Genomic DNA, 17,063 nt, shown 5'->3' with positions numbered 1-17,063 from the left:
ACCTCATCTGTTAGAAAGCGCGGATCATCGCGAGCACCGCAACGTTGCGCATGCGTGCTTCTGCGCCACCATCGGCCGCCACCGTAATGGTGTGACTGTGTGCCCCGGCTCCGTTCATACCGATGTTGTGTCCATGCGCTCCAGCGCCATCCGTGTCGAACGCGTGTGCGTGGTCACCGACCGCAGACGTACGCGCATTGCGGATTTCGTTATCAATCGAGAAGTTGCTATTTAAGTTGCCTCGATCAGTGTCGCCGCCGTATTGAAGAAGCGGGTAATTAATCTGGTGATCGTGTCCCCCAGCACCAGCCGTATTTCCGTGGTGGGCGTGGAAGCCCTGCGAGTCAGTCCAGGCGCCGTGTACGTGGTCGCCTACAGCGGCAGCAGAAGCACCGTGCGCGTGCGACCTGTTCTGGCTGTCCTGCCACGTCCCGACTCGCCGGCCGCCGTCGACGCCGCGTCCCGCATCGGCGCACCGAATGCCCTCGCCTCGAAACTCCGGAATTCGGAACGTCGTCCCTCCGTCACCGTTCGAAAACGAACCCCAGTTGTTGCTCGCCCAATCCTTTTCCTCGACCAGCGCCCCGCTGCCCTGCGCATATGTCCACAACGCTGGATAGTCCGCGCGGTTCAGAACCGCGCCGTTAAGCGCAAGGCATCCTGCGCGCGGCGCGGTACGTGCTTCGAAAATGATTTGCCCGATCGACGCCGATGCGATCGCGTCGACGACGAACGCGGTCGACGCGGCATTGTTCGACCGATCACCAGCAGCCGGCGTCGGAACCTGAACTGAGCGATCGAAGATCGTGCCCTTGTTGGCCGTGAATCTGACGTTGACCAGACCGTTACATGTGATGCCGAAGTCGCCGTCACCGATGTGATAGAAACCGGTATCCGGCGCGCCGTCTTTGTCGAACGTTAGCGACGGATTCTGCGGCGTACCCTCCGACAGGTATATCCGGGCGCCGGGCGCCAGCCACATCGCGCCCTTGAGCGTCCCGCCGGTGTTCAGATCGAGCGGTGTCAAATTTCCGGAATGCCATACCGTCTGCCCATCGACACGAAGAGTTCGATTTGCAAAGAAGTACTGGAAAGCTCCCTGAGTCCCCGAATACCAGCCGACGCTATCTGCGTTGCCGTAGAAGTACCCGCTGTTCTGACCCAACAGAACCCGACCTTCGCCCGCTGCCCGTTTGAGGGTGAGATCGCCAGCCATATCGACCGGGCCGCCGAATTTCGTACCAAGCCCGGTTCCATCGATCGTCACGACACCGGTATCCAGCGACCACGCGAACGGCCGGTACGTGTTCCACGTGCCGAGCGGATCACCCTTCTTTGTCTGAAGCCAGTACGCGGACGAGCCGTCATGGCGCAGCAGCACCCCGTAGTTGGGATCGGTCGCGCGAAGATGGCCACCGTCCTGCCCTTCCATACCAGTGATTTGAACACCGCTTGCAAATGACGCTCGATACGCCACCTGAAGCCCGTCCCGCCCGTTGTCCGCCATCGTTCCGAGCAACAGTCGCCCCTCGGGCGTGAATCGACCACGTTCGACACCGTTGGTCAAAAACGCGATCAGGCCCGGCGAGCCAAGCGTCAAATTGTTGCCAAGCATGACGACGTACGGCACACCGTTCGCACCGAGTTGCAGGTGACCATCTGCCGGCGAGAACATGCCCGTATCAGGATCGCCATCGAACGCATACCCGACGTTTTTCGGGTTGTTGCCAGCAATCGCGCCGGGCTTACCGAGCAGTGCCCCCGACAGGGCCCCGCCCGTCTTGTCCAACTTCCCACTGCCGAGGCCAGCGACGACCTTGTCTGCGGCGTCCGCACGGTCCTTGAGGTAGCGCGTGCGGTTCGCGAGCTGGCGCCCTTGCACGTTGTCGATGCCGTCGGGACCGCCCACGACCGGGTCGGACGTTTCGAGCTGATAAACCCCCTCTTCCCATTTCGAGCTTTCCGGCAGATTCGCCATTACGTCGCACTCCCTCTGTTGTACTGGCCGTTGCGCTTCGCAATGCCGTTGTGTCGAATAGGCGCCGCGCTGTAGTCGAGCGCGGCCAGCATCGAGCGTTGCGGCGCATAGCGCTCGAGAACGGCTTTCAGGTTTTCCGCTTGATCGCGGGTGATCGGCTGCGTCAACTTGACGATGTATTGCGCCCATGCCGTCGGGTCGCCGTGCACGTAATCGCCGTTGCGCCTGACCGATCCGTCGCGCCGGCGAATGCCGCGCCCCTCGATCAGCGTTACTTCGCCGAACCCGAGCCGGCGAATCACCTCGCGAATCGCCCACGGCGTGCCGCGCTTCTGGTGCAACTGGATCGCGGATTTGATGAGCGCGCGCCGGGCGTCGTCCGATTCGGCCAGCTCCCAACCGTCGACCGACACTTCCGCCGCCAGATACGGCAGGAACGATGCCGGGCATTTGTCCGGGTTCCAGTAATCGCGAATGGGTATAGGCAATGCGTCGACGGCCGCGAGCGCGGTCGCGGCGCACACTTCGAGCGTCGTCGCATTCGGGGGCAGCAGCTTAGCCATACAGTCCCCCGTACTCGACGACCACCTCGACGCAATACGATGCTTGCGTCCGATCGATCGCGATATCGCCGACGGGCTCGATCAGTTCGGTACGCGACAATCCGGCCGCCTGACAGACGCCCTTGATCGCCGATTCGGCGACGCCGATCCCGATTCGATGCACCTTGTCCGCGTATGCCCGTGCATTTTTCTTCGCCTGCGCAATCAGCACATCGGCGCCGACGGCCGTGCGCGTGTAGCACTTCGCATGAATGCGATAGCGAACAATCTCGGCCGATTTCACGAATACGGTGTCGTTCAACGGCCGTTGATCTTCCGCACTAAGCGCGGCCTCAACCGCTCGGCACAGCTCGTCGGATGCCGTCCCGTCACCCTCGCTCGACAGTAGCGACACGAGCACGTCGCCCGGTCGCGGCCGCGAAGTCTGCGCGTCGATGATCCGGCCGTCGACGGCGCGCGCCTTCGTGACATACGCGGCCGACGGGCCGGCGACGCTGAATCCCTGTGGGGCGAGCTGGATGCGCTCGCGCAAGCTGTCATCGCTTTCCATGACCGCGTCGACGTTGTTCGCCGGATCAGCCGGCGTGACGATCAGACGCATCAGACCGAACAGTGCCGCGCGCTGTTCCAGATCGTTCCCCATCGCGAACGCCAGCATCACGGCGCGCACGGCGTCGTTGACTCGCTGACGCCAAACCAACTCGCGATAGCTGTTTTCCTGCAGGAGCCGCGCGAGAGGCTCCGATTCGAGTTCGAGCGTCGCGGCGATCTCGGCCCGTTCATCGGCCGGCCAAAGTGAAACCATCGCCGCCTTGCGTGTCGCGTAGATGGTTTCGAAGTCGAGCACTTCGAGCGCGTCCGGTAACGGCAGGCTCGACAGGTCGATCAATGCTGACGTGGTCATGCGACATTCCCCCGGTCAAGTGGAATACGCGCGCGCACGGCGTCGCCCGATACGGTCGTGTACCCCTCGATATCGACGTACTGCTTTCCGGCGAATTCTTCGCCTTCCGTGCCCTCATCGCTCGTGAGCTGCACACGGGTCAGCACTAGCCGCGGCTCCCAGCGCATCAGCGCGGTTGCGATCGCCGCATAGAGGCGCGTGCGCTCCGCGCCGTTGTTCGGCGCGTCGACCTGCTCGAACGTTTCGGAACCGAACGTTCGACGCTTCACGCACGAGGCGAGCGGCGTCGAAATGATCTTTCCGACCGATTGGTAGAGGTGACCGAGGTCGGCGATCTCGCGGCCGGTTGTCGCGTTCATCCCTTTCATTTCGGTTCGCTCACGTCGTTGCCGTCGCCTTGTGCGCGGTGCGTGTGATGCGGCAGGCTGATCCCCTGCGACTTCACTTCGCCCGTGAAATCCGCCGCGCCATCAATTCGCATCGTCGAGCCGCCGTCGGCGCCGCCCCGCCCCGTCATGCCGGCTTCGAACGTGAACGGGCCTTCGACGGTCATCGATCGCGTCACGGTCACGTCCGCATCGAGCGTGACGCGGTCGGCCTTGACGGTAGCGGTTTGCGTGTTGACGTTGACCGCGCCCGGCGCCGTCACGTTGATTGTTGCGCCGGCCGGCAGGTCGACGCCGAGCACGTGCGCGGCATCGTCGTACACGACGACAGCGCCATCGCGGTACGTGCGCACGTCGGTATTCGGGCTATGGTCGGGCGCGGGGAATGCGTCGGAATAGATTCCGCAGAGCGCGACGCCCTGCGCGGGGTCGCCCATCGGGCAAAGGAGCATGACCTGTTCGCCCTTGGTCGGCGCGCGCCAATCGCGCGTGTTGCCGGCCGCGAGCGCAAACCAAGGAATCCAGTTCGTTTGAAGCGAGCCGCTTTCGTCGTCCGGGTCGCCGACCGACACACGGCAAAGCGCCGCGCCGTGGTCTACGTCGAGGATTGAGCCCTTGCGAACGGCGTTGCGCGCCTGTCGCTGAATTTCGTTAGCGTCCATGCCGGCCATGTTGCCGGCCGCACGCGCGCGAGGCGAGCACCGCCCCGTGTGAGCGTCGCGGGTACAAAAAAGCCCCGGCGGCCGGGGCTATTTCGTGATGTGCTTGAGCAACAGGTCGCGTATCAGCTCGCGCTCGGCGTCCGTCAGACCGAGCAGCACGCGCGCCGGGTATTTGTATTCCGGGCCCCCGGGCGCGACGCGACTGCGCTCGCCGTACTGGTGGATGCGTGCCAGCCGCGCCACGCGACCATCGAAACCGATCGCGAGGCCAGTCGCGTCCGTCTCGATTTTCAGGAAACGTCCCGTGCGCATCTTGACGAACATTGCCGCCCGCTTGACGCGGCCGCGCTTGTCGCGTTGCCAGCCGCCGGGCTTCGCGCGCGCCTTACGGGCGTCGTATGCGGTCCCGTCGGGATTCTTCTGGCCGGCAATGCGTTGCTGCTGGCTGCGACGCAGTGTCCGAGCAACGTCGCGCATGGCTGCGACGCGGCCGGCGGGTTCGAGCCGCGTGAGCAGGCCGGACAGCAACGACTCGACGGCGGTCAGTTCGTCCACGGCTGGCCCGTCCACGTGATCGCGTCCGGATGCTTCGAATCGTCGACATGCTCGATCGTGCGCGATCCGTCGTCGCTTACCTTCACGACGACGCTTTCGGTCAATTGGAGTTTGATCGACACGTCGGACGTTTCATTGTCGAGAATATCGATTTCGTACGTGATGCCGTGCGCGCGCTCGTCCGGATTAAGCAGCAAGTCGGGCTGATTCGCCCGCACCCATTCGACGATCGCCAGAAACAGCGCGTCGGCATCACCCGTGAATTCAAGCAGCAGCACATGACACACGTAGCGGTATTCGAACGACAAGCCCTTCGCGCCGGTCGCCACGATCGAACCGCGATCGATGAACACCGTCAACCGCTCCGGATTTTCCGCGAGCACTGGAATCGCCGCCTCGATTGCGGCGCGCAGACTCGCCGGCTTATTCATGCGTCGCCTGCCCCATTTCGGCGTCGATTTTCGCCTGCGCTTTGGCCTGGCAGTCGACGACCATGTCGACCTTGGCCGCACACGTGCCCCATGCGCCCTTCGCCGCTTCGAAAGCGTCGTGCAGCTCGCCGTTAGTGCGCGGCGCCATCGCCGGCAGCGTGCACCGGCTGATCGGCTGGCATTGCAGTACTGAAAGCGTCGGCGCCGGTGTAAGCGGGGCTTGCTGACAAGCGGACAACGTCAGCAGGCAAAGGGGTATCAGCCCACGAGCGGACAGTCGGGTTTTCATGGATCACCTTGCGGATTTCTTCGCGTGCGGCCGCGAGCTTCGTCGCGACCTTGTCGGTCGACACGTCGAGTTGCTGCTGTTGGTGTGCCTTGTCACCGGCATCCTGCCGCAGCGCGCCAATGACGCTGTCGCGCCCTGCGACCGCCTGCCCGGCACATGCGACCTGACCACGCGCGGCCGCCAGCTCGGCGCGCAGCGCCCGAACGTAGAGCGCACCGCCGGCGAGCAGCGCGAGCGCGGCCGCGCCGGCGACGAGCTTCACGGCGAGCGGGTTCATGCGACCGCCTTCGCCGCGTCGGCGTACTTGTCATACGCCCGCGCGAGCTTCACGTCGTACAGGTTCCGCGCGTAGGCCGGGCCGTTGTAGCCGCGCGCGAATACCGCCCACTTGCGCCCCTTGAGCGCTGCGACGAGCGCCGGATCGGCTGCGACATAGCGCACGAACGCGTCGAGTTGATCGCCTTCGCCGTTCTCCATCCGTGCGACGAAGTCGTCGACGCCGGAATAGCCGAGCCGTTCCCAGTGGTAGCCCATCACCTGAAAGGCGCCCCAGCTTGCCGATTCGTACGCGGCGACGGTGGCGCCGGCGTCGCCGATCAGCTCGGCGACCCCGAGTCGCGTGTATTCGGCTGCGCCGCCCTGATAGCCGCCGGTCGCCTGCGAGCAGATATTCGGGTACTTCGCCGCGACGGGCGCCGGATCGATGCCGCGCGCTTCGAGGCGCTTCCAGAAAATGTGGCGCTCGAACAGGATTTTCGGCCGGCCGTCGGCCAAGAAACCCGACCCGGTCGATTCCACTTCGTTGACCGCCCGCACGCATGCGATCGGCACGCCGAGCCGGTCGGCCGCGCTCACGATATCGGCGTCGGCGAGGTGTTTCGGGTCGCGCCGGCCGGTCGCGATCGCCGCGAGCGTCTTCGGCCCGGCGATGCCGTCATCGACGAGGCCGGTTTTTTTCTGAATAGCCCTGACCGCCGCTTCGGTCGCGTCATCGTAGACGTGCGTCACGTCGACCGGGAAGCCGGCGCGGGTAAGACGCCTTTGCAGCAGCCCCACATCGTCGCCGTAGTCGCCGAGGCGATGCGTTTTCATGATTGTTCACTCCGCAAAAGCCGCGCGACATTGCCACGCGACGCAAACACAAACAGCGCGATAAGCGCGGCGGTCGCCGCATCGAAGAAATCGACTTGCTCGACATGCAACGCCAAATCGATCGACGCCCCGCCAGATACGACCACGATCGCCCATGCGACCCAAGACACGTGATAGCGATGGCGCGCGCCATTGCGTCGGTAGGTCAGCACACGCACGAGCGCGGCGAAGTGCGCAGCGAGCGCAACAACGGCAAACGAGATGTGCATGGCTGTCACTCCCCTTTTTTCAGGAACGCGAGCAGGTCGACTGATTTGAGCCGGTCAATAAGCTGCAACGTGACCGTGATGACGAGTGCGGCGGCGAAGAACCCCGCGACGCCCGTCGAGTGAATCGGCGTCACGTTGACGATTTCCGGCGCCGCGATGTAGCCCATCACGAGCGAAATCAGCATGTACGCGATGCGCGTGAACACGCCGATTTCCTTCGACGTGACAACGACAAGCGCCGCGCCGGTAAAAGCGCCGATCAGGGCGTTACCGTCGATGCCCGGCGCAAGGCCGGCGACCCCGATGGCGGCCGACAACGCTGCGGCGGTAGTGGTGTTCGGTTCGGCCATTTCGCCAGCTCTCCCAAGGTCAATCAAACAATTGCACGAGCGGGGCCGTGCTCGCGACGGTTTCGATATCGGGCAGGTAGACAATCGTCCCCATCGGGATGACGACGCCGAAATCGGCAAGGCCCGCATTCGCTTCGAGCACCGCTTCGACGGTCCCATCCGTTCGGCCGTAGTACCGCCAGCAGATCAGGTCGACCGTGTCGCCCTGTTGCGCGGCGACGTTCATCGCTGAAGCGCCGCAACACACGCGGCCAGCAGGTACGACGAAGCGGCCGGCATCAGCACATCGACCACCTTCCATCGGTCCCACTGCCACGGGAACAGACCGACGTTCCAGACCGTAACCGTCGACGCTGCGCCCTTCGCGGCAAACTGCATTTCCGCTGTCTTGCGCGACCAGTACCAGACGACCACCGACGCGGCGCCGAACCATGCGTTGCCGGTCGCGAGCGTCATCGGAACCTGAATCGCGAGCCCTTCGAGGCAATGCGACAGCGAGCGGCGCCAGCGCGCGCCCTGAATCCATGCGAGAAGTTTCGACAGCATCGTGAATCCTCCGTTAGTCGACTCAGTCCGACAGCCTTCCGTCGGCGTCCGCCTGTGCAACGACCGTCGGCCTTAGTCGCTTGATGCGACGCCGCATCACATCTTCAGAAATCGCCGCTTGCACGCCGGTCATGTCGCCAAAGCTACAGGCCCCGATCTCGCGCCAAAAAATGAGAGCGACTCGCCGCTCGACACGGAACCAAGCGCGCCCGAGCAGCGGGCGGTCGATCTCACGCGGCGCGGGCATGAGCCGGATTCGATACGGCACGCGCAGCACTGCGGGCAAGCACCGCATGACGATCGGCCGCATAGCTTCGCCCACACTCGCGCGAAACGTCAGCTCGGCACGGTAGGAATAGAGTTTCTTCATCGGATCATTCATCAGATCAGATCGATCGTGCTGCGGCGAATGCCGCGAATGTCGTTCATCGCCCATCGCGCATTGCGTCGCGACGTGCATACCGTGTCTTCGAGGTTTTCAGCCTTCTGGCCGCCCGACTTCGTCGAGTCGTATCCGGCGTATTTCTCCGTGATATCCGCATGCGTCAGGCTATAGACGGCTCGCACGTAGCGGGAAACTTGAACGCTGACACCGTCGACCTTCTTCGCGGGGACAGACGCGAGATCGGTGTGGCCGGCCGCGGACTGCGTCGCCTGCCACTCCGCAAGGTCGTTGTTCACGGTCGATATCGCCTCGATTACGGCGCGCCGAAGGCGCTCGGCCGTCACGGTTCCGTCGAGCTTCGTCGACTCGCGCAGATCGTTGATGTCGATGTCAGGAAACCATCCATCGTTGAGGATCGTCGCGCCGGCGCCCGGTGCACCTGCCGAGGTCGTTCGTGCGGGGGCGATAAAGCTACTCATGACCGTCACTCAAATATAGGAGGCGGTGGGCCGGCGTTCGTGTCCCGTTGCCGTCAGGTGTAGGGATCAGGAACGCCGGCGCCGCCTTGCCGGGGTGGGCTCTTTACGTGCGGGCGGCCTTACGGCGGCCGTCCGCATCGCTCAACAGGGCTTCCAGTCGAGCAATGTTCTGTTTCACGCCGGCGCGGTCGTCGAGCGACAGTGCGGCTTTGAAGTTCTGCACGGCCTGCGCCGCGCGTCCCCAATCGTCGGGGTCGTCGAGCTTGTCGTCGCCGATCAGGTTCATCGCCGTCATGCCGATCGCCTTGAGCAGCTTCGCGCGAATCTGGTCGTGCATGTCGAGGTCGGCCGTCAGGTCGAGGATTTCGACGAGGTGTTCGATGACGAACGGCTCGTCATTCTTCGCGGCGACCAATGCCGCCGTCGCAAATTCCTCCGCGACGGCCGCGCCGACCGAGCGCTCGTATTGATCCGGCAGCGTCAGGCCGTAGCGCAGCGCGTATCGAGCGATTTCCAGCGCGCCGACGTAGTCGCCCGCGTCGATGCGCCAGATCATGACCGTCATCAGCACGTCGTCTTGACCGCCCCGCCCGCCGGCGAGCGCGCCCGATACGTATGCGTCGTACTCGGGCAGCACTTCGCGCTTCACTTCGATCTTTCGCGCGACGGATTGAATCGACTTCAACCGCCGCTTGTCGGTCACGAGCTTGACGAGCATCAGCTCGTATTGGCTCGCGCCCGCCAACGACTGGCCGGGCTCGGCCGAGGCGGCCGCCTGCGCAGCGCGGATGCGCTGTTGGTGTCGACGTGCGGGGCTCGTCATGGTCAGGCTACCGGCTCGATTTCGATGTTTTCCACGATCGCGCCGCAACCGTAGTCCTCGACCACATACGCTTCGTTGCTCGACTCGTAGTTTTCGATTTGATCGCGCTTCGGGTTGTCGATCAGCGAGCGGCGGCGGCCGCCGTTCTGGAAATAAATCGACAGGTTGTCCAGGCGCGTCACCATCAGCGTGTTTTGCGGCACGAACGGCGCCGTAACCGCCTGCTTGCCGCCGACGCGCTTGCCGCTGATGACGAGATCGAGCGCCGCCTGTTCGGTCGCGACATTCGCACCGTTCACGAGCGGGAAATACTTGTCATGCAGCAGGCCGCTACCCATCACGACGACCACCGACGGATCGTCGCGATACCACTCGTCGAGCAGTTGCAAAGCGTCGATCACGAGCGCGTCGAGGTTCTTGTAATCGGCGCCGACGACGTTCCCAACCTTGACCTTGTTCGAATCCTTGACCGCTTCGTGCATCACGCGATCGGGTGCGTTCAGCCGGTATTTCTGCAACCAGCCCACGTTGACGTCTTGCAACAGCGGGTTCGCCGCGCGGTCGGACGTGGCCGCCCGCGATGTGCCATTGAAGCCGACGCAGATACGATCGAGCGCGGTGCGCTGCACGATGGCATCGCGGATGCGCGTCTGGAAATCGCGCAGGTGCGCCCACGCGTCGAGGCGCGAATAGCGAATAGCCGTATCGAAATTGGTTTGCGTGCAGACGTAGCCGTTGCTGTCGAGACTCGTCGGATCGATCGGCGCGCGATCCTGCTTGCTCGTGTCGGTCGTGCTCGCGATCGGCTGGCCGATGCCGAGCCCGACCTTTTCACCGCTTTGCGGGTCGACGCCGATCATGTTGATCCGTTGCAGGAACGCGCTCGATTGCTGAATGCGACTCTCGAGCTTTTGCTGTACGGACGGGCTGACCGTGAATTTGGTGTTCGCGTCGGGAACGCCGTTCAGGTCGGCGATCGCTTTCACGTACGCGTTGAATGCGAGCCGGGTTTCGTTGCGCATGGGGTGAGTCTCCGAATCGATGGGGGATGAAGCCGTTCAGGTGTCGACGCGACCGATTAGCAGTCGGTCTGGTGCTCGGCGCTCGTGCCGGTTGCCGGGGGTCGTTGGTTTCCGCCCGGCTGCTTCGACAGATTGGCGTTCAGCTCGGTCAGCGCGCGTGCCGTTTCGGCGTGCGCCGCTTTCTCGGCCATCAGCGCTGCATCGAGCGCCGAAACCCGCGATGCGAGCGATTCGACACGCGTCGACTGATCTTTCGAGAACGTCGCGAGCGCTTCGACCGCCTGCGTCATGTCGGCGAAGCGCTTGTCGTCGTTCGCGCCCCGCTCTTTCACGAGGCCGAGGATTTCGCCGACGCGCTTGAACACGGCAAGACCGACGCCGGGAGTTTGCGCAGCTTCGAATTCGATCACCGTTTCCTCGGCTGCCGAAAACAGGTTTTCGGGACGTTGCTTGCGGCTGTTGAACGGGTTTTCCACACCCCGGCCAGCCGCGAACGTCAGAATTTCGGTGCCGAGGCTCGCGGGGCTGTCGGTCACGGCGAGGCCGACGAGATACGCCTGTTTTGTGTCGGCGAACGAGAAATCGATTTCGACCGACGTATAGACCTTCTGTTTCGCGTTCACCATGTCGATGAGCGCCTGCGTCGGCGTCAGTTGCGCGTACAACGCGAGCTTGCCTTTCAGCGGGCCATCGGCGATTTCTTCCGACTTGAGCGCGATCACATCGCCATACGCGCCGAACGGCTGGTTCGCCGACATGGGCGCGTAACCGCGAATGTGCTCGCAGTTCATGCGAGCGCCGTACAGTGCCGGGTCGTATTGCGCCGCCATCTGCTGAATCCATTCGCGCTCGATGGTGCGACCGTCGGTCGTCGCGCCTTCGACGGCGACGCGAAACCATTTCGTCGTCGCATGCGTACCGCCCGTACCTGCCACCGATCCGATGCCGAACGCTGCGGCGCCGGCTGCACCGATGCCGCCGAGCACGTCGGCATGTTGGATGCCTGCGCCGACCGTCGTCGCTGCTGCATGCGCGTCGATCGCGAAAAGCGAGGCCATCGAGCCGACGGCGATCGCGAGAAGCGACAACTTACGTTTGAACATCGTGTGTACTCCGGCAGGTGTTTGGTTGATCGATTTGCTTGATGCCAATGTTCGCGGTTTGCCTGCCATCGCTCAACAATTCGCCCTTGTCGTGTTCCTGTATACAAACGCTGGCCATGCGCGCGCGCGCGAACGACAGTTACGCTTTCGGCATGCTCAATACCGCCGACAATCCGATCATCGAAATCGACCCGCGCAAGTCAGCGCGTGCCCTGTTTTTTCAGGGTTGGCGCGTGTCGTCCATCGCGCGTCACATGGGTATCAAGCGCGCCACGGTGGAAGCGTGGAAACAGCGCGACGGGTGGGCCAAGGCCAACCCGATCGATACCGTCGAGTCCACGATCGAAATGCGCATGAACGCGCTGATCGCGAAGGACCAGAAGGACGGCGGCGACTACAAAGAGATTGACCTGTTAGGGCGCCAGCTCGAACGTGTCGCGCGCATCCGGCGATATGGCGAAACGGGCAAGGAAGGCGACTTGAATCCGAACATCGCCGCGCGCAACGAAGCCCCAAAACGCAAGCCGGCGAAAAACGAATTCAGCGACGAGCAGCGCGACCGGTTGCTCGAAGCGTTCCGCGACTCGCTTTTCGACTACCAGAAAGTCTGGTTCCGGAACGGGCATCAGCGCACGCGGAACATTCTCAAATCGCGGCAGATCGGCGCTACGTGGTACTTCGCGCGCGAAGCACTGGCCGATGCGATCGACACCGGCCGCAACCAGATTTTTCTATCGGCCAGTCGCGCACAGGCGCACGTGTTTCGCCAGTACATCACGCAGTTCGCACGCGAGGCGGCCGACGTTGAATTGACCGGCGACCCGATCGTGTTGCCGAACGAGGCGATTCTGTACTTTCTCGGCACGAACGCACGCACCGCGCAGAGCTACCACGGCAACTTCTATTTCGATGAGTATTTCTGGGTTCCGCGATTCAAGGAACTGAACAAGGTCGCGTCCGGCATGGCCATGCACAAGCAATGGCGCAAGACGTACTTCTCGACCCCGTCGAGCATCGGACACGAGGCGTTTCCGTTCTGGAACGGCGCGCACATCAATCGCGGCCGCGCCAAGGCTGACCACATTCACTTCGAAGTCACCCACAAGTCCCTGTCGCGCGGCCGGCTTTGCGAGGATAGGCAGTGGCGACAGATCGTCACCGTCGAGGATGCCGCGCGCGCCGGCTGCACGCTGTTCGACCTCGACGAACTACGGCACGAGTACAGCGCCGAGGAATACGCGAACCTGTTGATGTGTCAGTTCATCGACGACACGGCGTCAATCTTCACGCTCGCGAACCTACAGCGCTGCATGGTCGATTCATGGGAGCTATGGGAAGACTTCAAACCGCTGACGGCCCCCTCTCGTCCGTTCGGATACCAACCCGTTTGGGTGGGCTATGACCCGGCACTGTCGGGCGATAGCGCGGGCTGCGTCGTCGTTGCGCCGCCGCTCGTCGGCGGCGGCCCGTTCCGGGTACTCGAAAAACACCAATGGCGCGGCATGGATTTCGAGGCGCAGGCGGCCAGTATCAAGAAAATCACGGATCGATACCGCGTCGACTATATGGCAATCGATACGACGGGCATCGGTCAGGGTGTGTATCAGCTCGTGAAGCAGTTCTATCCGAGAGTCATGGCGTTCAACTATTCGCCCGAGGTAAAGGGCCGGCTTGTGCTCAAGGGGCTGTCTGTCGTCGGCAATGCGCGACTGCAATTCGATGCGGGATGGACGGACATGGCCGCCGCATTTATGGCGATCAAAAAGACCGTTACGCCAAGCGGGCGAAACGTCACATACGAGGCATCACGCAGCGAGGAAACGGGCCATGCTGACCTTGCTTGGGCTGTCCTGCACGCGATTTCGAACGAGCCGTTAGAAGGCACTGCGGCACGCAAAAAAGGAAAGGTGGAGATTTACTCATGAAGAAACGTACGACGCGCGCGCAGCACGCGAACACCATCCCCAGCGCGGCCGACGCGTCGCAGCCGGCGCAGTCGACCGCATTCACGTTCGGCGACCCTATGCCGATCATGAGCCGGGCCGAATTGCTCGACTATGCCGAGCTTGTGACGATCAACGGATGGTACGAGCCGCCCGTCAGCTTCGCGGGCCTGTCGAAAATTTTCCGATCCGGCACGCACCACGCATCGGCGATCTACTTCAAACGGAACGTGCTCGCGTCGACGTTCATCCCGCATCCGCTGATGAGCCGCGAATCTTTCCGACGATGGGCGCTCGACTGGCTGATTTTCGGCAACGGGTATCAGACGCCCGTGCGGAATCGCATGGGCGGCGTCATGCGCTACGAGCCGCCGCCGGCGAAGTACATGCGACGCCGTACCGACCTGCAAACCTACGTGCAAACGAACGGCTGGCAGGCCGTGCACGAATTCGACCCGGGCTCAGTGCATCATCTGATCGAAGCCGACGTGAATCAGGAGATTTACGGCGTGCCGGAATATCTTGGGTCACTGCACGCAGCGATGTTGAACGAGTCGTCGACGCTGTTTCGTCGACGCTACTACGAGAACGGCAGTCACGCCGGCTTCATCCTATACCTGACTGATGACAAGGCCGAACAGGACGATATCGACGCGCTGCGCGATGCGTTGAAGAGCGCGAAGGGACCGGGCAATTTCCGGAACCTGTTCTACTACGCGCCGGGCGGGAACAAAGACGGGATGCAATTGATTCCCGTATCTGAGGTAGCGGCGAAAGATGAGTTCTTCAATATCAAGAACATCACGCGAGACGACTTGCTCGCCGCGCATCGTGTGCCGCCGCAATTGCTCGGCATCGTGCCGAGCAACACGGGCGGATTCGGCGCCGCCGATACGGCGGCCCGTGTGTTCGGTCGTAATGAAATCACGCCGCTACAGGCGCAGTTCACTGCGTTCAACGAGTGGGCGCGCGATGAGATTGTTCGCTTCACTCCGTATAGCATCGATGCAGCGTGAGTAGCCATGTCGCCCAACATGGCACCCAAAGGAACGCACGCGGTCGTCGGTGTTTCTGCATGCGATGAGGCGTGCTCTGTGGAAGCAAGTCGGTCGTTAGTGCTGGTCGGACCTTTTGCTATCCCGGACGTGCGAGTACCAATTTCGCAAGGTGACCGGTTCCATCCACGCTTGCATTCTGCCGATTTCTCGCTCGACAAAATCAAGTGCGCGCTGAATCTCGACAATTTCCTCGACACGATGAGGGTCGACTGATGCGTCCAACATCATTATCCTGAGCTTCTGCCGTTGCTCCGCAAGATTGCTCAACTGCTGTTCCAACGTTGACCCTCGATAGTCGTCAACGAGAATCGGCCGTCCCTCGTGTGAATCAATTAGGGCGTGCAAGCGCGACCATGCAGTTGGTACGACGTCGTTGTCCGGACGCGCATGGCTAGAAGCGGACTCGTCAAACAGCCATTGTTGCTCGAAATTGGATTCGCGCTGCAATTCGTCTCGAATCTCCTTGGCCTCTTCGATTGAGGATTCCGGTAATTGTTGATCCAGAAACGCAGACGCATACCTCATAAATTGATCGCATTGATACATGTGCAAGGGCACGTTCGCAACGTCATGTAACTCTTGCCGCAGCGCTGGTAACGGACCTATTGTCTTACCGCCGACCCTTTGCCACCAGTCGTCTTTGACATCGTCGGTGACAAAAATAATGGCGGTTTTTGTTGTTGCGGCCTTTTCCAAAACTTCCAGCCACAAAATTGCATCGCCATATTGCTGGATGCCGCCCTTCTCCTTATCACGCAAGCCCGGTGGAGTCGAGCTCTCAAATCGTGCCTTCGCCTTCGCAATAAGGCTGTCGTATTTTGCAGCTTCCGGTTTTTCGCCGATCCTACCCTCGAATACGCCAGTTAATCGCTCTAGGACGGGATCTAGTCCCGTTATCCAATCTGGGTGTTCGTTTTCCTGATTCTGTAGATCGTCATTCAATTTCCAGAACGTTTCATCTAACGCGCTGGAGATTTCCTCTACGTTAATGCCAGGGTGGCGACGAAATCCGTTTAAGATAGAACCCAATTCGGCCCGAGCCTTTTCAAGTTCATTTCGAAGCTTGGAATATCCAGAAATTGCCGTGCTCATCACTTGAATTCTATTTTGAAAGAATTCAAGCCCAACTTGATATGGAATCCAGACTCTGCCGGCCAATGCCTCCAGCGTCTGAATAAAAGTCTCGCGCGTGCCGTCGGTATATCTATAGAGATTCAGTAGCGCATTGGCATCGAAAACGAACGTTCCCTCCGACCACATCCTGTCGATTTCTTGATGCGTTGGTCGATAGTGCCCCGGAAATACTTGCTTCATTTTATTCCCCTTACTCCCTATATGCTGACGTTCATGGGAATCGTTGCGTCCCAACGCCTCCGAGACATGTCGTCAGGCGTGTGCGGCTCGTTCCAACACTTCCCGAGCCGCCCGCCCTAGTACCTCTTCTGACCATTGATTTACGCTCTCGCCTGCAACGGCCGCAGCGACGCCGACGGCCGCATGCGTCTCCGGATTGAGACGAAGCATCAGTTTTCCAGACGCCGGTTTTTGCGGCGACCGCCCGAAGCGTTCGCACTCTGCGAGATAGTGGTCGACAGCCGAATGAAAATCCTCCGTCAGCTCGGCAACCGTCTCACCGTGAAAGCTGATCTTGTCGTCGACGCCGAGCACGTGCCCGACAAAAATATTGTCGCGGCCGTCGAAATCGACGCGAGCGTAATAGCCCTTGTACGTCATTGCGTTGGTCATGGCTTTATCCCCAATTCGTTGAACCAGTCGCGCACATCCTCAACCTGATAGCGCTTTGCCTCTTTGCCCGGATGCGGGCGATGCAGGTATCGGCGCGTCCCGTTCAGCTCGAAGGCGATGCGCGACCCGGCGCCTTCGTGAATGCTGCCGCCCAACGCGACAACCAAAGCTTCGATATCCGCGAACAAGATGCCGCCCAAGGTCGGCTTCGTATAGATCGCGCTCCGCGTGCGGGCGTGTTTGGTTTTCATGGGTGCATGATAGCACAAATTGATATCACTAGGTAGGAGGATGATAGCAGAAACTGCTATCGCCCCTGCTCGCCGGCGACGCGATAGCAGGGCGCTGGCGCCGCCCGCAGCTATGGAGTCGCGCAGGCATCGCCGCGTGGCCGCGAGGCCGGCAGAGGGGCGGAAATCGCGCGGCCGGGCCGGGTTTGCCACCGGGGCTAGCGTGCGATCATCCGACCCCGCGCCGGA

At 62.0% G+C, this 17,063-nt stretch carries 24 protein-coding genes; 2 read left to right on the top strand and 22 right to left on the bottom strand.

All coding sequences use genetic code 11. The features are described from left to right. Positions 1-10: 10 nt before the first annotated feature. From BLS50_RS16585 to BLS50_RS16495, 19 genes are all read right to left on the bottom strand, one after another. Entirely contained in the window at positions 11-1,978 is a 1,968-nt protein-coding gene (locus BLS50_RS16585) for a phage tail protein (protein WP_074802685.1), read from the bottom strand. Further along, positions 1,978-2,541, bottom strand: coding sequence for a phage tail protein I (locus tag BLS50_RS16580; protein ID WP_074802684.1), 564 nt, complete (start codon positions 2,539-2,541; stop codon positions 1,978-1,980). Before BLS50_RS16580 ends, BLS50_RS16585 begins: the two co-directional genes overlap by 1 nt. Continuing rightward, on the bottom strand, positions 2,534-3,445 hold the full coding sequence (locus BLS50_RS16575) for a baseplate J/gp47 family protein (RefSeq protein ID WP_074802683.1): 912 nt from the start codon (positions 3,443-3,445) through the stop codon (positions 2,534-2,536). The genes BLS50_RS16580 and BLS50_RS16575 overlap by 8 nt, the downstream gene beginning before the upstream one ends. Next, entirely contained in the window at positions 3,442-3,813 is a 372-nt protein-coding gene (locus BLS50_RS16570; RefSeq protein WP_074802682.1) for a GPW/gp25 family protein, read from the bottom strand. Before BLS50_RS16570 ends, BLS50_RS16575 begins: the two co-directional genes overlap by 4 nt. After that, positions 3,810-4,493 carry a phage baseplate assembly protein V gene (locus tag BLS50_RS16565; RefSeq protein WP_074802681.1) on the bottom strand — a complete coding sequence of 228 codons (684 nt, stop codon included), beginning with the start codon at positions 4,491-4,493 and terminating at the stop codon, positions 3,810-3,812. The genes BLS50_RS16570 and BLS50_RS16565 overlap by 4 nt, the downstream gene beginning before the upstream one ends. An 87-nt stretch (positions 4,494-4,580) precedes the next feature. After that, the gene (locus BLS50_RS16560; protein ID WP_074802680.1) at positions 4,581-5,048 is read right to left on the bottom strand and encodes a phage virion morphogenesis protein; all 468 of its coding nucleotides are present in this window, start codon (positions 5,046-5,048) and stop codon (positions 4,581-4,583) included. Further along, the gene (locus BLS50_RS16555; protein ID WP_074802679.1) at positions 5,036-5,479 is read right to left on the bottom strand and encodes a phage tail protein; all 444 of its coding nucleotides are present in this window, start codon (positions 5,477-5,479) and stop codon (positions 5,036-5,038) included. The genes BLS50_RS16560 and BLS50_RS16555 overlap by 13 nt, the downstream gene beginning before the upstream one ends. Then, on the bottom strand, positions 5,472-5,717 hold the full coding sequence (gene lysC / locus BLS50_RS36185; RefSeq protein WP_256334030.1) for an Rz1-like lysis system protein LysC: 246 nt from the start codon (positions 5,715-5,717) through the stop codon (positions 5,472-5,474). The genes BLS50_RS16555 and lysC overlap by 8 nt, the downstream gene beginning before the upstream one ends. After that, on the bottom strand, positions 5,611-6,045 hold the full coding sequence (lysB, locus tag BLS50_RS36355) for an Rz-like lysis system protein LysB (protein ID WP_074802677.1): 435 nt from the start codon (positions 6,043-6,045) through the stop codon (positions 5,611-5,613). The genes lysC and lysB overlap by 107 nt, the downstream gene beginning before the upstream one ends. Further along, positions 6,042-6,860 (bottom strand): N-acetylmuramidase domain-containing protein, encoded by an 819-nt coding sequence (locus BLS50_RS16540; RefSeq protein WP_074802676.1) that lies wholly within the window; start codon positions 6,858-6,860, stop codon positions 6,042-6,044. The genes lysB and BLS50_RS16540 overlap by 4 nt, the downstream gene beginning before the upstream one ends. Then, a complete protein-coding gene (locus BLS50_RS16535; RefSeq protein WP_074802675.1) occupies positions 6,857-7,129 on the bottom strand; it encodes a phage holin family protein in 273 nt (90 codons plus the stop codon). Before BLS50_RS16535 ends, BLS50_RS16540 begins: the two co-directional genes overlap by 4 nt. Before the next feature lie 5 nt (positions 7,130-7,134). Continuing rightward, entirely contained in the window at positions 7,135-7,479 is a 345-nt protein-coding gene (locus tag BLS50_RS16530) for a putative holin (protein WP_074802674.1), read from the bottom strand. A gap of 19 nt (positions 7,480-7,498) precedes the next feature. Then, a complete protein-coding gene (locus tag BLS50_RS16525) occupies positions 7,499-7,705 on the bottom strand; it encodes a tail protein X (RefSeq protein ID WP_074802673.1) in 207 nt (68 codons plus the stop codon). After that, entirely contained in the window at positions 7,702-8,025 is a 324-nt protein-coding gene (locus BLS50_RS16520) for a hypothetical protein (RefSeq protein WP_074802672.1), read from the bottom strand. The genes BLS50_RS16525 and BLS50_RS16520 overlap by 4 nt, the downstream gene beginning before the upstream one ends. A 22-nt stretch (positions 8,026-8,047) precedes the next feature. After that, positions 8,048-8,395, bottom strand: a complete 348-nt coding sequence (locus BLS50_RS16515; protein WP_143028343.1) for a hypothetical protein — start codon at positions 8,393-8,395, stop codon at positions 8,048-8,050. Positions 8,396-8,406: 11 nt separating this feature from the next. Further along, a complete protein-coding gene (locus tag BLS50_RS16510) occupies positions 8,407-8,889 on the bottom strand; it encodes a head completion/stabilization protein (protein WP_074802671.1) in 483 nt (160 codons plus the stop codon). Between the two features lie 103 nt (positions 8,890-8,992). Continuing rightward, positions 8,993-9,718 carry a phage terminase small subunit gene (gene gpM / locus BLS50_RS16505; RefSeq protein WP_074802825.1) on the bottom strand — a complete coding sequence of 242 codons (726 nt, stop codon included), beginning with the start codon at positions 9,716-9,718 and terminating at the stop codon, positions 8,993-8,995. Then, on the bottom strand, positions 9,715-10,734 hold the full coding sequence (locus BLS50_RS16500) for a phage major capsid protein, P2 family (RefSeq protein ID WP_074802670.1): 1,020 nt from the start codon (positions 10,732-10,734) through the stop codon (positions 9,715-9,717). Before BLS50_RS16500 ends, gpM begins: the two co-directional genes overlap by 4 nt. A 56-nt stretch (positions 10,735-10,790) precedes the next feature. After that, positions 10,791-11,837 carry a GPO family capsid scaffolding protein gene (locus tag BLS50_RS16495; RefSeq protein WP_080486869.1) on the bottom strand — a complete coding sequence of 349 codons (1,047 nt, stop codon included), beginning with the start codon at positions 11,835-11,837 and terminating at the stop codon, positions 10,791-10,793. Between the two features lie 152 nt (positions 11,838-11,989). On the opposite strand from BLS50_RS16495, the gene BLS50_RS16490 reads away from it, so the two are divergent. Further along, positions 11,990-13,762 (top strand): terminase ATPase subunit family protein, encoded by a 1,773-nt coding sequence (locus BLS50_RS16490; protein WP_074802823.1) that lies wholly within the window; start codon positions 11,990-11,992, stop codon positions 13,760-13,762. Next, complete coding sequence (locus tag BLS50_RS16485; RefSeq protein WP_074802669.1) at positions 13,759-14,796, top strand: phage portal protein; 1,038 nt, start codon at positions 13,759-13,761, stop codon at positions 14,794-14,796. The genes BLS50_RS16490 and BLS50_RS16485 overlap by 4 nt, the downstream gene beginning before the upstream one ends. A gap of 96 nt (positions 14,797-14,892) precedes the next feature. Here the strand turns inward: BLS50_RS16485 and BLS50_RS35390 are convergent, their stop codons facing one another. The 3 genes from BLS50_RS35390 to BLS50_RS16470 all read right to left on the bottom strand — a co-directional run bounded on the left by BLS50_RS35390 (position 14,893) and on the right by BLS50_RS16470 (position 16,835). Next, complete coding sequence (locus BLS50_RS35390; protein WP_143028342.1) at positions 14,893-16,152, bottom strand: PIN domain-containing protein; 1,260 nt, start codon at positions 16,150-16,152, stop codon at positions 14,893-14,895. 72 nt (positions 16,153-16,224) lie between these two features. Further along, positions 16,225-16,584 (bottom strand): type II toxin-antitoxin system HicB family antitoxin, encoded by a 360-nt coding sequence (locus BLS50_RS16475; protein ID WP_074802667.1) that lies wholly within the window; start codon positions 16,582-16,584, stop codon positions 16,225-16,227. Further along, positions 16,581-16,835: a type II toxin-antitoxin system HicA family toxin gene (locus BLS50_RS16470; RefSeq protein WP_074802666.1), complete on the bottom strand. Its 255-nt coding sequence runs from the start codon at positions 16,833-16,835 to the stop codon at positions 16,581-16,583. Before BLS50_RS16470 ends, BLS50_RS16475 begins: the two co-directional genes overlap by 4 nt. Positions 16,836-17,063 lie beyond the last annotated feature (228 nt).

It is taken from the genome of Burkholderia orbicola (assembly GCF_900100915.1).
Classification (GTDB): Bacteria; Pseudomonadota; Gammaproteobacteria; order Burkholderiales; family Burkholderiaceae; genus Burkholderia; species Burkholderia orbicola.
This window is presented reverse-complemented; position numbering and strand designations above follow the sequence as displayed.